This is a genomic window from Dactylosporangium sp. CA-233914 (assembly GCF_050942935.1).
Taxonomy (GTDB): Bacteria; Actinomycetota; Actinomycetes; order Mycobacteriales; family Micromonosporaceae; genus Dactylosporangium.
In genome coordinates this window covers 5,194,061-5,210,435 of record NZ_CP192030.1, presented here as the reverse complement: position 1 = coordinate 5,210,435, position 16,375 = coordinate 5,194,061, and the positions used below count along the sequence as shown (strand labels likewise).

The window sequence follows — 16,375 nt, the reverse complement described above, 5'->3', positions numbered from 1 at the left end:
CGCGCCGCGTCAGCGGCAGCACCCGGCGCGGCGGCGTGGCCCGTCGGGGCGGGGGTCGTGTTCGGCTCGCCCGATGTCAGCAGTTCAGGGTGAGCTCCCCCAGTTCGTCGAACGCCGCCCGCTGGCCGGCGTTGAACTGCTCCATCTGGCTCAGTTCGTAGAGCCGGTCGGCCCACCGTATCTTGTCGTTCCCGTCGAGGTGCCTGATGCGGTTCAACGGGAACCATTCGGTCCTCGGACGCTCCTCGGTCTTGGTGAGGATCTCGTCCAGGGACTCCAGGACCGCGGCGTTGGCGTCGTCGACCAGTCCCTCGCCGACAGCCAGACCGAGGCGCCTCAGCACGTCCGCCACGCCCGGCAACTGCTCCGGCGTGACCGACAGCGTCACCTCGACCCGGGCCATCGCATCGGGGGCGGCGAGGAACTGGTACGCGAGGTCGGCCTGCTTGATCCGGTCCAGCCGGACGACCGCGTCGTGCACCCGCGCGTCCTCGACACCGTGCGGAGCCCGCTGGGCCATCTCGGCGAGCCAGTTCAGGACCGCATCGGACGTCAGCTGCGCGGAATGCTCCGCGAGCATGGTCCGCGACCCTTTCCGGTCGCCGCGCGCCCAGGCATCCAGCCACGCGGCGAGCATCGGCGGGGACGGCGGCGCCGAGACCGCCAGCGCCTCCGCACCCTGCAGGACCTGCCCGGTCAGCGTCTCCTCGTGATGTTCGGGCCGTCTGGAGCCCGGGCTGGTCACCGCCCACACGTTGCCGATCCGCAGGCCGGACTGCCCGCTGGGTGGCGGCGCCTGGTGGACGATCGGCACCTTGAACTGATGGCTCACGACTGTGAGCGCCGGCGTCAACCGGGACGCGAGGACGACCGGCACCTGGCCGAGCAGCCGCAGCCGCTCCAGCAGGACCTTCAGCTTCACCACGGCCGCGTCGTCGCCGGACTGCTCGACGAGCACGAGCCGCCGGCTCAGGGAGCCGGTGAGCGGCTCCGCGGTCCTCCACAGTGGACTGTTCGCGGCCGGATCGCCGACGAGCAGCGCGCCGCCGTCCAGCTCGCTCACCCCGTCCGGCAGGAGCAGGGGCGGCAGGAACAGCTCGGCCAGGGTGCCGGCCCAGTCGGCGTCGGCGTCGACCGATTCGGTCCGGCCCGCAGGCGTTGCGGGCCCGCCGGTGGGCAGGAACAGCACGTCGGCGCTCGCACCGTCGGGCAACTCGGCCAACTGCAGGCTGACGGGGTCGACCAGCACGACCGTGCCCTGCTCGTCGAACGCGTACAGCACCCGCTCGTCGGGCCGGCCGGCGGCGCCGAGGCTGCGGTGCAGCACGATGCCCGCGCCGCCGGTGCCCGCGAGTTGCCGCACGAGGCCGCCGAGGCCAGGCGCCCGCCGGCCGGTCCCGTCGAGGAACCGGACGAATCCGCCGCTGTCCGGATACTGCCGGAGCAGGTCCGCGATCTGCGGCCGGCCGAGCCGCGGAAGGGGATGATCGGGGTCCGGTCCGCGGCGCCACTCGTCGAGCGCCATCACCCGCTCCAGCGGGTCCGCGGCGGTGTCGGCACCCTGTGGGCGGGGCAGGCGCAGGCCGCTGCGGATGAGGTACAGCCGCCGCTCGATCGGCGTCGCGGTGCCGGAGCGCGCGTGCACGACCCTGACCGGATCCGCATCCAGCCTGGCGACGGCCTCGGCGACCTGCGGCAGCAGGAAGGCGAGCGCCTGGGCGTCGCCGAGCACGGCCGCGGCGTACGCCGCCCGCACCGGCTCCGGCAGAGCGCCGACGTCGATGCCGTCCTGGGCCAGCGTCGCGCGCAGCGCCTCGAGCTGCTCGGCGGTGGCGTCGCCGATGTACGGCAGCAGGCGCAGCACGCCGGCCCAGGCAGCCCGCCGCCGCGGCGGGGGGAATCCCTCGGCCAGCGCCTCGACGGCCTCGTGCCAGCCGTTCGGGCCGCGCTCGGCCAGCCGGCGCGCGTCGGAATCGGTCAGGCCCGAGCCTTCGCTCGGGTGGCTGCCGAGTCGCGCGAAGAGGGCGACGACCGCCGCCTTCTGCCACGCGGCGGGCCGCTCGCCGTCCGCGGTCCTCCGTCGAGGCGGCCCGGCGATGCCGTTCTGCGGTGGATTCCCCGCCGGCCGGTCGGCGAGGTCCAGAAACTCGGCCGGGCTGACCCCGGTGAGCAGGACCGCGGTGTGGAACCACGGCCGGGAGACGCCCAGCAGGCGGGTCATCATGGCGACGTCCTCGTCCGACCAGCCCGCGAGCCGGACGAGCCGGGCCGTCAGCAGCTGGATCCGCGCCGATTCCGAGGGCGGGACGCCGGTCGCGCCGAGGACCTGGGCTTGCCAGGCGTCAACGACCGCTCGGGCGGCCGCCAGGTCACCGGCCCAGGTCGCCGTCAGGCCCGCGTCGACGAACGCCTGCCCGACCTCGAGCCGGGGGATTCCGAGGGCGTCCGACCAATCCCGCAGCGGGTCCGGCCAGGAGCGGTCGGTGCGTGGATCGACGGGGGTGACGTCGCCGGTGGGGCGGGGACCGTGCGTCGGCAGGAACAACACCTCGACGTCGCCTTCAGCGGGCAGGACCGCCGGCAACAGGGTGAGCGGGTCGAGCAACAGGACCTCGCCGGCCGGGCCGCGCAGCGCGTTGAGCACCCCCGTCTCGGTCGCGGTTGCCGTGCTCGTGCGATAGAGCACGATGCCGCGGGTGTCCGGGGTCGTCGCGAGGTGCGCCACGACGCCGTCGAAGGCACGCGCGGGGTCGCTGTCGGGGGCGCCGAGCCGCAGAAAGCCGCCGTCGGGGTACGCCGCGAGCAGGGAATCGATGAAGATGCCGTGTGTGTCCTGCAGGTACGGCCCGAACGACCTGGCGTCGGCAGGAGCGTCATCAATTTTGTAGATGAAGTTTCTGATGCGCAGATCGCCGTCGGTGTCGAGCACCCCGACGGCGCGGTCGAAGCCGAGTGCGCGCGACAGCCGGGCCGGCTCGGGGGCAGGCGGGCGCCCCACCCAGTGCTCGATACGCGCGTCGTCGAAGAGGTCGATGACGAACTGCAGGTACGCCTTCACGCCGCTGGGCGTCGCCCGGCGCTCCACGCCGGCCGCGTGGACCACCAGCGCCGTCTGCGCGCCGGACAGGCCTGGGACCGGCCAAGGCTCGCCGAGCCACTCGGCGAGTCGGGCCATCAGCCGCACGCGAAGCTGGTCGTGGGTTGAACTGGACGCCAGCCTCCATGCAGCGAAGGCGGTTCGGACCTGCGGGCTCAGCGCTCCCAGGTCCGTCGCGCGATCGTTGCCGTTCTGCTGATGGCTCACCAACCGGCGGAAATCTTCGAACCAGACGCTGCGGGTCCGGCCCGGTGGCAGCGGGAGCAGCGGGTACGCCAGAAGCAGCGCCAGGTCGATCGCGACCAGCGGCCGATCGCCGGGCGGTTCGGACGAGGTGTCCGAGCCGGCGCTCGACCGGCTGTCCCGCTGAGTGCTCTGGTGATCCTGCGTGGCCCCCGGCGCCTCGGCGGCCGGTCGATGGCGCACGGCGGCCGTCATCTCCTGGACGGCCGCCCACCACCCGGCCGGCCCGCGGACGGCCAGCCGGTCGGCTTCCGCAACGGTCAGCTCCGGCCAATGCCCCAGGTCGGCCGCGAGCGCGAGCTGCGCGGCCGGCTGCGGTGGCGCGTTCCACCCGTCGAGGTCGGATGTACTGCTGCCGAAGCGGAGCATCGCGCCGCGCAGCCACACCGCCGACACGCCGAGCCGCTCGGAGAGCGTGGTGAGCGGTGTGCCCGGCGGCGGCGTAGTCACCGCCGCCATGAGTTCCCAGCCGGCGCGCAGGTCGAGCGAGCCGGCCCGCTCGAGCTCGCGGAATGCCTCGACGTTCTGACCGAGGGTCGTCGCGATCCAGCTGTCGACGATGTCGCGCAGCTCCTCGGGGGTGCCCGCCCACTCGACGGTCATGCCGGTGTCGTGCAGGGCGGCCATCAGCAGCCCGCGATCCGCCCGCACGTGCGTCCACCGGTCGAACCACGCCGTCCACTCGGCGATGCGCTCCGCCAAGGTTCGCTGGTCGTCCGGCCGGTACACCCCAAGGATCGGGCTCAGGTGGCGCGGGTCGGCGTCGAAGGTGACCGCGATCCGGAACAGCGCGCTGGGCCGGATGCCCCACCGTTCGGCGATCTGCTGGATGTCGTCGGGCAGGCGCCCGATGCGGACCGCGAACCGCCACGATTCGACGAGGTCGGTCTCGGCGCCGATCGCGGCGGCGACCGCCTCGACGGCCTCCGGCGACAGCCAGGCGAAGTGGTGGTTCAGGTCGGCGGCGACGTCCTCCACCGGCTGCCCCAGCAGCGGCGCCCACTGCCCGGCCCACTGCTGGATGAGCATCGACCGCGCGATGCGGCCGGCATCCATCGGCTCGTCGTCCTCGCGCGCCTCGCGCACCGCACGGCTGATCACGTCGCGCTCGTCGTCGGTGACGGCCGGCAGTTCGTCCAGGAGCCGGCGCAGACCGTTGCCGTGTACCTCGTGCCCTGGGCGCAGCCTCCCGGACTGGCGCAGTTCCTCGGCCAGGGCCCGCGCCGCGCCGTACCGGTTGCCGGCCGGCTGCGGATCGTTCAGTCGGTGGTGCAGCCCGTCCCAGCCGCGCAGCCTGTCCGGGTCGACGCGCAGGGCCGCGGCGACCGCGAGGAGCTGCGGCGCGTTGACCTCGAGCCGCCGGGCGACGCGGGCCAGGTTGGTGAGCGGCTTGCCGGTGCGGGCGCTGGCGGCGGCCAGCCAGTACGGGCTGACGCCGCTCGCGTGGGCCTCCCGGAGCAGATCGCCCGGCGTGTTCGTGAGCCCGTCGGCGGCCCACAGCACCGGGTCGAGGTACCGCCGGCCGAGCCGTTGGCGGTAGCCGCGGGCCTTCGCGGTGTCGATGCCGAGGATCATCGCCGCCCACGCGTCGAGGTCGTCCGGCGTCGCGCGGTCGAGGTCGGCGGCGGTCCGGCCGGTATCGCGCAGGAACGCCAGAGCGATGCGGTCGGAGACGCGCAGCCGCGCCGTCAAGCGGTCGAGGTCGGCGCGGATGTCGGCGACGGCGCGCCGCGTACGGCCGGCGAGGATCGGCTCCAGCGCCCACGGGTCGAGGCCGAGGTCGATCGCCAGGTTCCACAGCACGCCGGCGGTGATGCCGTGCCGCTCGGCGACGTCATCGAGGCCCGTCGGCTGGTCCTCGGCGGCGAGGGCGGCCCGGCGCACGACCTGCGGGGCGATCCGCAGCCGGCGGGCCAGGTGCAGCGCCGCCCCGTGTGCCAGCCACGGCCGCTGCGCCGCGTCGGCGTCGATGTCGTCGGGCCGGACCCGGAATTCGGCGGCCAGCCACTGCAGGCGCAGCTGCGACCGCGCCTCGGGCGGCTCGCCGGCGAGGCTGTCGAGGTCCCGCCCCTGCACGGCGAGCCAGCCGGCGAACGGTCCCAGTTCGTCGGTGGCGAGGTCCAGATCACGCGCCCGCCGTACCGTATCCCTCAGCTGGGCCCCGAGCGCCTGCTCCGGCGGATGCGCGGCCGTCCACGCCGGGTCCCCCAGCAGCCTGAGCGCGGTCACGCGGGCGGCATCGGCCGGCCCCGCGACCGAGTACGGCGCCGAGACCGGCGCTTCCAGCAGGTCGAGCAGAGCGCGCTCGGCGAGCAGTACGGCCGGGTCCAGCCCGAGCCGCGCGGCGAGCAGGGTCACTCGCCCGTCCCGGTCGGCGGTCGCGAGCTCGACCGGGACCCGCCCGATCCGCAGGCTCAACGCGGACACGACGGCCGCGCTGACGCCGGTCGCGCGGACCACGGCCTCGATGCCGGCCCGGTCGAATCCGGCCGCGTCGATCCGCTGTTCGATGAGGTCGAGCAGCAACGCGAGCGACTCGTCCGGGTAGGAACTGGCGTCGCCGCCGAGGAGGAGCGCGGCCCACTGCGCGACGAGATCCTTGACATTGCCGGACGTGATGTTGTCGAGGGCAACGCCGAGATCGGCGAGCATCCCCCGCAGCGAGCGGTACTCGAGGCCCGCGGGCCCGGCCAGGAGCCGGAGCCGTTCGCCGGCGCCGGCCGGGTCGTCGGGCCCGGTCAGCTCAGCGGGAGCGGCCTCGACCGGCACGACGGGCTCGGGCTGCCGTGTCACCGCGGCCGGTTCGGCGGTGTCGGGGAGTTCGGTGACCCGCGAAGCGGGCCGTTCGCCGAGCCACTCGACCCGCAGCCGGGCGACGGTGCGGATCGGCAGGCGGCGGCGCATTCCGTCGAGCCGGTTCAGCACGGCGTCCGGGACCGTGCCGCCACCCGGCACTCCGAGGAGCACCAGCGGACGGGGGTACGGCAGGGCTTCGGGGGTCGCCTCGGCGGCGATTCGCCGCTCGACCTCGGCCACCACCTGCGTCACGACGCCGGACGCGACACCGGCCGGCCGGACCCACAGGCCCCAGTCGTAGTCCTGCACGAGCCAGCCGTGGCCGAGGTCGTACGTCCCCGCCTCGGGCCCCGCCACCACCTCGAACCGCGCCGCGATCCGGCCGGCCGCCTCCTCGGCCGTGTTCACGCCTTCGTCCAGGGCATCGGCCGGCCAGACCCGCACCCGGTCCGCCATCGCCTGCGGCACCGCGCCGAGCCCGTCCCTGAACTCGAACTCCCCGTCCGCGAATTCGTGGGCGGTCTCCAGACGTACCTCGATCGGCCGGGTGAGCGTGTTGGCGGCCCGCGTCACGGCTCCCGCCGCCGGTGGTGGTTCGGCGATGGTGGCGTCGATGTACACGGTGTCGAGAATGGACAGTGGAAACGGCCTGAGGTATCGCCGCAGCGACAGCCCCTGCAGCTGCCGCGCCAGGGCGATGATGATGCGGACCTCGTTGGTCTGCGGAGCGCTCAGGGCATATCGCCGCGCCAGCGCGGCCTGCTCAAGGGGCACCACCGGCGGCAACAGCAGCGAACCCGACGGGTGCGGCTCGGATTCCTTGTCCGGACAGATGGAGGGGGTATGAGCACCCGGCACGCCAACCTCCGCAGCTGAAAAGCCTACTTCAACGCCCGACGGTACGGCCGGTCAGCGGAACCCGACGAGTCCCCCTTTCGGCCTCCCTGTCCCACGAAACAGGCATCCACCTGCGGAAACGTGTCCGAAATACGCCGTGCACCCGGCTGATATCCATGGCGTCAGTCGCACCCGACCAGGATGCCGAGCAGCACGTTCAGCTCCGCCGCGTGCTCGGGGTGCCGTCGCTTCTCGACTTTCATCTTCTTGATCCACTCTTGCCGGGCCAGCGGTGTGAAGTCGCACCGTACGTCGGTGGCGGCCGCCTGGGCGCCCGGCCAGTCCCCCGCGACGACCATGTCGATCAGCCGGTACACCTTCCGGTCCAGCTCGCTGCGCGGATCGGGGTCCGTCGCCGGCGCCGCCTCCGGCTCGGGCACCGCCGGTTCGCCGGTAACTGGATCGGCCGAGTGCGGATCGGCGGGCTCGCCGGTCGCGAACGCATTCGCGGCCGGATCGGTGACCGGGGATGTGACCGGCAAGGTGACGGGCGATGCCGGCACAACCGGCGACGGCATCGACGGCGGGACCAGCGGCGTCACCACGGGCGTCGACGGCTTCGGCTTCGTGTACCGCGGGATCACCTTGCCGTGCCGGTCCACCAGCAGGAACCGCATGCCGTCAGGCAAAGTGCCCGGGGTGGCGCCGGGCCGGTCAACCCGCGGCCGGTCGGTCGTGTCGACCCAGACCAGGCCCCGGTCGGCGGTGTAGTACAGGGCATTGGTGCGGCCGTCCCGCCCGACCACGAACGCCGTCGTACCCGGGCCGGATCCGCGCACGAGATTCTCGACGGCGGACCACGACGACGCCGGAATCCAGTACGGCACATCGGCGAACCGGTGCCGCGGCTCGGTCCGGGCGCCGGGCCCGCCGCGGGTGGGCCCGGCGTCGAACCGGTTGCTGCCGGCCGGCCGATCGCGGAAGATACGGTCGCGAAGCCGCGCCAGGCGCTGCAGGCCGTCCGCGGATGGGCCGTCCGCGGACGAACGGGCCACGGCCGACCTGAGGCCCCGGTACTCCAGGATCGGCGCGGCCGGATCCTGCGCGATACCGCCGACCAGTGGCGATCCGGTCTCGCCGGCGAGGGACACCGCCGCGGCCAGCACCCGCTGCGGAACCGCGACGCCGGCCACGCCACCGATCACGATCGCGGGCTTGCCCCCCGCCCCGGACGGGACAGCGACGGCCGGTCGCCGGGTGCCCCGGGGCAGCTCGCCGGGCCGGATCCACACCCGGTCGGGCCGGCGGATGTCGAGCACCCATCCCTCCGGCAGCCCGTACACCAGCGGGCCTGGTCCCGCGGTGAGCCCGTGCGGCGGCGGTACCCGGCCGATCGACGCGCCGTCGGGCACCGCGAGCAGGAAGTCGGCGAACGGCTCCAGCGTCGGGACGACGGATTGCAGATACGGCAGGAACTTCCCGCCGCGGTATCCGCGCCCCGGCGAGGCCAGCACCGGCACGTGCGTGTGCAACTCCTGGGCGAGCATCGTCGCCAGGGCGGAGGCGTCGCCGGTGCCGGCGTGCAGCACGACGCGGTCGCGCAACTCCTTGGGCAGGTTGCGCAGGTACGCCGCGGTTCGCTGGTTCGACACGGATCCGTCGACGACGATGAGGGTCCGCCCGGGCAGGTCCGGCAGCTTGGCGGGGATCTGGTCGGGGCCCGGCGGTTCGCCGCGCGCCGACAGGACGAACCGGCCGGGGGCGAGGAAGCGCAACGCCAGGTCCCGCGGCAGCGACTGCCGCCACACCAGCGTGGCCAGGTGCGACCACCAGTCGGCGGCCCGGCCCGGCGGCTTGCCGTCCACGTGCAGCTCCAGCACGCCGGACCCGGGCGTGGCGCGGAGCTCGTCGAGGATCTTCGCGATGGCGACCTGCACCGCGCGGGGGACCGCGACACCGCCGACCCCCACGTGCATCCGCGGCACCCCTGACGCCGCAGTGCTCAAGGGTTCGAAGTCGGACGCGGGCGGCACGACCGTGATCCCCGGGCCGCTCGCGTCGAGGACCCAGCCATCCGGCAGCGCGTACCGGCCCGGCCGGTCCAGGACGGACAGCCCGTGCGGGGTGCGGACGCCCGGCCGGGGCGCCTTACGGCCCAGCACGTGGTAATGCGACGCGACCGGACCGAACGTGACGACCGGCCCGTCGGGCCCGTCGACGACCGCGAGCATGCGATCCGTCGGCACCGGCCGAGTCCTGAACCGCTTCGCCGGGACCACGAGGGTGGCCGCGCCGAGGTACCGCTCGGCCCAGGCGACGATTTCTTTGGGCTCGTACCGCCGGCCGGCGCCGGTGGTGAACCAGCGCTTGAACTCGCCGAAGTCGTGCGGCTGCGCGGAGGTGCCGACGTGGACGTGCAGCTTGGCCTGGACCGGTGCGGGCAGGGCGGCGATGAGGTCGCCGGCGGCGCCGAGGAGATCCCGGCCGAGCGACGGGTCGAGATGCACACCCGGCCGGCGGGCGGAGGCGGTGCCGACGGGCGCCGTGCCGTCCCGGCCGATCACGACGGCGCCGTTGCCGAGGAAGTGCAGCCGCAGCGGGGAGCCGGATGGCAGGGCCCGCAGCAGCGCGCCGTGCAGGACGTTCTCGTCCGGGGTGGGGACGCGGCCGAGCTGTTCGGCGCGCACCCGTGGCCCGAGCCGGTTCACCAGGCGGTCCAGCACGCGCCGGACCGCGGCGGGGACGACCTGGCCCGGCTCGCCGACGGTGAGGGGGACGTCGGCACCGCGAGACACCGGGTCGGCCGGTGTGGCAGGCTCGCCGAGGGCCTCCTCGGGGACGGCGCGCAGCCGCCCGTCGCCGCGCGCGTCGAGCACCCAGCCCGCCGGCAGCTGGTACACCCCGGGGATCGTGTGTGGCCGCAGCCCGTGCGGCGGCGGCAGGTCGAGGGGCGCGGCGCCCGGCGGCTCGATCAGGTAGGCGGTGGCCAGCTGCGGCAGGGTCGGACGGCCGCCGGCGAGCGGCGTGACGCGCATCGTCGCGGGCGGCGTCCCGATGAGCCGCTTCGCCGGGATGATGACGGGCACGCCGGCGCCCGCGCCGAGTTCGTCGGCGCTCCACCGGCCGAGCTGGTCGGCCGGCACCGGCTGCTTCCCGAGGTCGTGGAGAACGATCTTGCGGCGGGTTTCCGGGTCGAGCGAACGCAGCAGGTCCGCGACGGCGCCGTCGCGGACGCCCGGCGACACGGAGAGCACGACCAGGCCCTCCAGCCCGCCCGCGAACCGGCTGGAGGGCTCGAACCCGCCGAATGCCGGCCGGCCCGGCTTCTCCAGCACATACCCGCCGGGCACACGCCGGGCGGTGACGCCGTCCGGCAGGGCGTCCAGCACCGCGTCCAGGACCGGCTGCCGCGGGTCCGGGGGCGGCGGTTTCGGGCGATAGTACGCGTACGCCTCGACGTCGGCGGGGTCCGGCAGGTCCGTCCCGGCCAGCAGCTGCCGCTTTCCCGACTTCAGCCACGCCCAGGTCTTCACGCCGTCCCCGCCGAGCGGGTCGCCGTCGAGCTGCGCGGGCCGCAGCGCGACCGGCGTCCCGATCGCGGTCGACATCTCGGCCGCGACGGCCGCGGACATCGAACCGGCGGGCCGCACCACCGGCGACGGGTGGCGCCGGCCGGGCTCCCGCCGGTACGCCGCCACGTAGTCGGCGACGTCCTTCGTGGCGATGCCCTCGGCGAGGTGCAGGGTACGCTTGCTGACGGCCGGCCCGGTCACCTCCGGGGCGGGGTGGCGCGAGTTGTGCAGGATCCCGCCGTCCGGCGTGGGCTTGAGCTCCAGCCGGCCACCGGTCCGTGGCAGCTGGGCGTGCTTCGGCGGCCGCCATGCCGGAATCTCGACCGGCGCGGGTGCGGGGTTCGTCTCGGGCACGCCGACCGGCTCGTCGGTGCCGTAGAACGTGTACTCGGCCGCGCGGTCCAGTGTGGACACCGAGAAGGGGCCGAACGCGCCGTGGAGAATCGCGGTCTCCCCGGCCGCGTTGCGGCCGATGACGGTGGCGCCGGCGCCGAGGCGGTCGGCGAAGCCGCCGATCAGCTTGTACATCGGGACGACCACCCCGACCTTGAGCTTCTTCGCCAGCGCCACCGCGTCGTACGCGCTCATCGAGTGCTGCGGGTCGACGAGAATCCGGGTGTCGTGGCCGAACGCGCTGCGCATCACGTCGACCAGGCGGGCCGTCTCCTCCGGCGTCGAGCGGTGCGGCAGCCGCATCGCCGGCAGGCCGGGCTTCGCCGGGGGCGGCTCGGGGGCCGGCTTCGGCGCGGGCTTCGGCGCCACGGTCACGAGGGGTCCGGCCGGCGGCCTCCCGTCACCGAACGACCAGTCGAGGACCCGCTGCCGCACCGGAGGCTCGGCCTCCAGCACGACGGTGGACCGGTGCCGGGACGGCGGCGACGGCAGCTCGGCGACGGACGGCGTGGTGCCCCGGGCACGCGACGGCGCGCCGAACAGCTCCTTGAACCGCTCCGGCACCGGCTGGGCCGCTTTCGCGGCACCGGCCGAGCGCCTCGCCGGGTCGGCTGCGGCCGCGGCGGGTACCTCCGGCGTGTCCATCGGCGCGTCGAAGTCCGCCCGGCGCAGGTAGACGTATCCGGACGCCTCGCCGTTGAGCTCCTCGAACGGCCCGCTGCGCCGGCTGGTCGGCCGCACGACGATCCCGTCCGGCAGGTCAGCACCCGGCGCCGTGGTCAGATGCGAGCGGGAGACGAAGATTCGGTGCCAGTACCCGTCGAGGACCATCTGCCCCGCCTCGCGCGCGGTGATGGGGCGGTTCGGATCAACCAGCGTCTTGCTGCCGGTCGGCGCGCCCATGACGCGGTGGTACCGGGCGGCGAAGGTCTTGACGTCGGTGGCGCCCAGATCGCCGGCCAGCCGCAGCCGCTCGAAGCCGGGCGGGTTCTGCCCGGTCAGGCCGGTGCCGGAGCGCTCGGGCCGCGGGCCGCCGGTGCGGTACAGGTCGCCGCCGCCGGTCGCGCGATAGATCGACACGTTCGCGGTGTTCAGCGTGTCCCAGTCCTTCGGGAAGGGACGGAAGGTGTACTCGATGGGCCCGCCGCCGCGGCCGCGTTGGCTGCTCGGCTCGAACGACGCGGTGTCCGGCACACCGTCGGCCGGGCCACCGAGCAGGTGCTGGCGGCGGACGACCACGGTGACGTGCTCGTCGAGGGCGAACTTCGCCGCGGCCGCGGCGGTGATCGGCCGGTCCAGGTCGAACACCGGCACCCAGGGGTCCCCGTCGGCGAGACGGTACTGCCTCAAGTAGGCCTTCGCGGCCGACGTCTCGACGCCCTCCGGGACGACAAGGCGGAACCTGCCCTTCCAGCCCGCGTCCGGCGGTCGCGGCGCCGGCGGCGGCTCACCCGTCCGATACAGCGTCGCCCCCGCACCAGGGCCCTCCGCGCGCACGACCGACAGCCCGGCCGCACTCTGCGGCAGCTTCGCCCGCCCCCCGATCGCCTCCGTGTACTCCGACGCCCGCAGATACACGTAGTCCGTCGCGCCACCGTCGACGAGCTTCTGGAACGGGCTCGTCCCTCGATTCACCGGCCGGACCACGATCCCGTCGGGCAGATCGGCATCCGGTGCCGTGGTCAGATGCCGGCCCGAGACGATGATCCGATGCCAGTACCCGTCGAGCACCATCTGACCGGCCTCACGGGCACTGATCCGCCGGTTCGGGTCGACCAACTGCGCCGAATGGCCAGCCGGGCGGTCCCGGTGCGCGGCGTACCTGGAAACGAACGCCTCGACCTCGGCAGCCGTGAACTCCCCGGCCAACCGCAACCGCGCATGCCCTGGCGGAGCCGACCTGGCCATCCGCGCGGACGCGGACAGCTCAGGCGGCTCGGTGCCCGGCCGGTGCAGGTCACCGCCGTCGTGCGCCCGCCGGAACGACACCTCCGCGGTATCGAACGGATCGGCCCGACGCACTCCCTTCGCCGGGGCCGGGCCGGCGACTCGGGAGGGCGCATGCTCGAAGACGTAGTCGGTGGTGCGCTTCGCCTTGGCCTCGGCGAACCCGTTGCGGGCATCGACCGGCCGCACGGTGACCCCGTCGGGCAGCCCGTCGGCTGGAGCGCCACGCAGATCCTCACGGCGGACGATGACCCGCGACGCCGGCCCCTCCTGAACGAGGCGGGCGGCCTCACTCGCCGTCATGGGCCGGCCGAAGTCGACCGCGGGCGAACGGTAACCGCTCTTGCCCTCGTGATCGCCGACGTACCGGCCGAGGTAGTTTCGAAGCTCGACCGGATCGACGCCGTCGGCGACCTCCAGCCGCACGATACGACCGGCGGTGTCGCCCTGTGCCCTGGACTGGGGCGGGGTCGTCCCGGTTCGGTACAGCGTCCCGCCGCCACCAGGATCGCCGGAACGGGCCAGCGACAGCTCCCCCACCCGGTCCGGCAGGTCCCCGGGCTTGCGGACCGGGACTGGCAGGTCCCCGGGCTTGCGGACCGGGCCCGCGACCTTCGCGGGCGGTGTCACCGAGGTGCCCGCCTCCGACTCGGACGGCACGCCCCTCGCCGGGACCGAGCGGGCCCCCGCGTGCACCGGCTCGAAGACGTAGTCGGTGGCGTGCTCCGGCGTGGTCTCGGCGAACCCGTTGCGGGCGTTGACCGGCCGCACGGTGAACCCGTCCGGCAGCCCCTCGGTATGACCGCCTCGAAGATCCTCACGGCGGACGATGACCCGCGACGCCGGCCCCTCCTGAACGAGGCGGGCGGCCTCACCCGCCGTCATCGGCCGGCCGAAGTCAACCGCCGGCGAACGGTAACCAGGCTCGCCCACGTGATCACCGGCGTACCGGGCGAGGTATTTGCGAAGCCCGACCGGATCGACGCCGTCGCCAACCTCCAGCCGGACGATACTGCCTGGCGTGTCGCCTTGGACCCTGGACGGGGGCGGCGTCGTCCCGGTCCGGTACAGCGTCCCGCCACCACCAGGATTATCGGATCGGGCCAGCAACAGCTCATCAACCCCGTCAGCCAGCTCACCGGGCTTGCGCACCGGCTCCACGACCTTCTGACCGGACGGGGCGGCAGCGGGACGAGCCGCATCGCCGGTGCCCTCGGGCCGCTGGTGCGCCGGCGGCGTCACGGAGGTGCCCGCCTCCGACTCGGACGGGCGCTGGCGACTCGACGACTGCGGCCTCGCGACGGGACGCACCGACACCTCGGCGTCGCCCGACACCGGCCGGGTCCCGTCGCGTGCGGGCGTCTCCGGCGCCGGCGTGACCGTCCGGTCGAGGCGGGCCGGTGGAATGTCCGACTCGCGGGTGAGCGGGGGGCGCTCCGAAGCTCCACCCCGGCCGCCGCCCGACAGCGAGCGATCGGGGGTGGTGGCTTCCGGTGTGTTCGTGCGGGACGGTGGCGGGGTCGTCAGCCCGCCGCCGTTACCGTGCCCGCCGTGACCGTCGACGCGATCGGGCGGCGGGACATGCGCCCCCAACCGCGGCGAACCCGACGGACCCAACGGATCCACCACCGGCGCCTGCCGCGACGGAGACGGCGCCAACCCACCAGCGCCACCATGCGCGCCTGGAACGTCAACGCCTTCCCGTGGCGGAACGTGCGGACCCAACCGCGGCGAACCCGCCGGACCCAACGGATCCGACACCGGCGACAACCGCGGCGACGGCGGCAACCCACCAGCCCCACCATGCCCACCCGGAACATCAACACGATCCCGCGGCGGAACATGCGGACCCGACGGATCCGACACCGGCGACAACCGCGACGACGGCGGCAACCCACCAGCGCCACCATGCCCACCCGGAACGTCAACGCGATCCCGTGGCGGAACATGCGGACCCAACCGCGGCGAACCCGACGGACCCGGCGGATCCACCGGCGCCTGCCGCGGCGGAGACGGCGGCAATCCACCAGCCCCACCATGCGCACCCGGAACCTCAACACCTTCCCGCGGCGGAACATGCGGACCCGACGGCTCCGACACCGGCGAGTGCCGCGGCGGGGAAGGCGGCAGACCACCGGCGCTACCATGCCCACCCGGAACCTCAACACCATCCCGCGGCGGAACATACGCCCCCAACCGCGGCGAACCCGACGGACCCGGCGGATCCGACACCGGCGACAACCGCGGCGACGGCGGCAACCCACCAGCGCCACCATGCCCGCCGGGAACCTCAACACCATCCCGCGGCGGAACATGCGGACCCAGCCGCGGCGAGTTCAACGGAGTCCCTACCGGCGACAACCGCGGCGACGGCGGTGGCGTATTCGATGGGCTCGACCCCGGCGACCAGTCCGGCGCAGGCCGGTGCGACGGCAGTCGTGGTGGTGGCGCGCCGCCGGCGCCGATCGGCTCGGGCGAGGTTCCGGTGCTGCCCGAGCCCGGCGTCTCGTCGCGCCGATACAGCGGGAGCCGGCCCCCGTTCGGCAGTTCCACCGGCGTCTTGGTCGTCGCCTCGGGCGGGTTCGGGGAGCGCTCGGGAACGGGAACCACCGGAGTGTCGGTGACCTCGGCGGGTTTCGGGGTCCGCGCGCCGTTGTTCGGCGGGGCGTTGCCGGCGCGGCGTTCCGGCGGACGCCAGGGGATGACCTCGCCGCCGCCCGGCAGGTGGAGCTTTTCGGGATCGGGCATGCGGGCGGGGCCACGCATGCCGTTGACAGCCGAGCGCGGGCCCTCGCCCAGCATGACGCCCATCAGGCCGCCGCCCGTGAAGGCCGTGACAGCGTTCATGATGAACTGGTTCCAGTCCAGCAGCGACCCGAGCGGCACATCCATGATCGCGCTCACGGTGCCGTTGACGATGATCTCGAACGCGGTGGACAGTGCGGCGCCGACCGTGCCGTGGAAGAGGAAGGTGGCGATGAACTCGGCCGCCGCGACCGGCAGGATCCGGATGCCCTGCAGCAGCCGCGAGAGGCTGGTGATCGCGGAGGTGATGAGGTCGCTGAGGCCCGCGAACATGGTCGCGAATCGCGTCAGGAACCCCAGCGCGCCGACGAAGATCAGGATGAAGTTGACGAACGCCATGACGATGGAGACGATTTTCGCCGCTTCCCGCCGCTTGATCTCCTCGCGGATGTCCTTCGCGAAGCCCTCGATGTACCGGGCCATGTCGTCGCACCTGGCGGCGACCCGCTCCAGGTGGCCGAAGATCGCCAGGGCGGCCCGCAGCGCCTGGCCCTGCGCCTCGCCCGTCCAGGTGGTCCCCTGCACGGCCGGGCCGAGATGCCGCCCGAGCTCACGCAGCTGCTCGCCCTGCGCCCGCCAGTCCAGCGCCAGCTGATCCAGCGCGTCCGGGTTCGGGTGCAGGACGTCGTCGCTGCGCTGCTGATCGGCCACCACCCCTCCCCCGGGCGCGAACCGGGGCCGGTCC

General features: G+C 74.2%; 2 protein-coding genes. Both read right to left on the bottom strand.

Annotation, left to right across the window (positions count from 1 at the left end):
* Nucleotides 1–76 precede the first annotated feature (76 nt).
* On the bottom strand, nucleotides 77–6,994 hold the full coding sequence (locus ACQPY0_RS22990; RefSeq protein WP_432992181.1) for a hypothetical protein: 6,918 nt from the start codon (nucleotides 6,992–6,994) through the stop codon (nucleotides 77–79).
* Between the two features lie 161 nt (nucleotides 6,995–7,155).
* On the bottom strand, nucleotides 7,156–16,341 hold the full coding sequence (locus ACQPY0_RS22985) for a hypothetical protein (RefSeq protein WP_432992178.1): 9,186 nt from the start codon (nucleotides 16,339–16,341) through the stop codon (nucleotides 7,156–7,158).
* Nucleotides 16,342–16,375 lie beyond the last annotated feature (34 nt).